The 312-nt window shown below is 62.8% G+C and carries 1 pseudogene; it reads right to left on the minus strand.

Going from position 1 to position 312, the window contains the following annotated elements:
- Positions 1-312: pseudogene (locus GHO32_RS26290) on the minus strand (hypothetical protein); the annotation flags it as partial.

Consider the following 312-nt stretch of genomic DNA (forward strand, 5'->3'; position numbering starts at 1 on the left):
GTGCTGATGTTCGCGGGTGTTGTTGCCCGCCGCATCGTAAAACCACTGCAGTTTGCAGGTCGGGTTGGTGGCCAGCAGCAGGTTGCCGTTGCCATCGTAGGCAAAGGTTTCGGTCTGCCATTGCTTGCCACCCTGGTAGGCGGCGTGGCGGGCGCTCAGGCGGCCGAGCGGGTCGTAGTCGTATCGGCAAACCCGGTCGCCGTCGGATCGGTGGGTCGGCTGTTGGCTGCCGTTTTCGTACTGGTAGTGAATGGTTTGCCGGTCGAAGCCGGTTTCGCTCAGCAGTTTGCCTGCCGGGTCGTAGGCGAAGGT

It is taken from the genome of Pseudomonas sp. FSL R10-2189, from assembly GCF_009600325.1.
GTDB classification, from domain to species: Bacteria; Pseudomonadota; Gammaproteobacteria; order Pseudomonadales; family Pseudomonadaceae; genus Aquipseudomonas; species Aquipseudomonas helleri.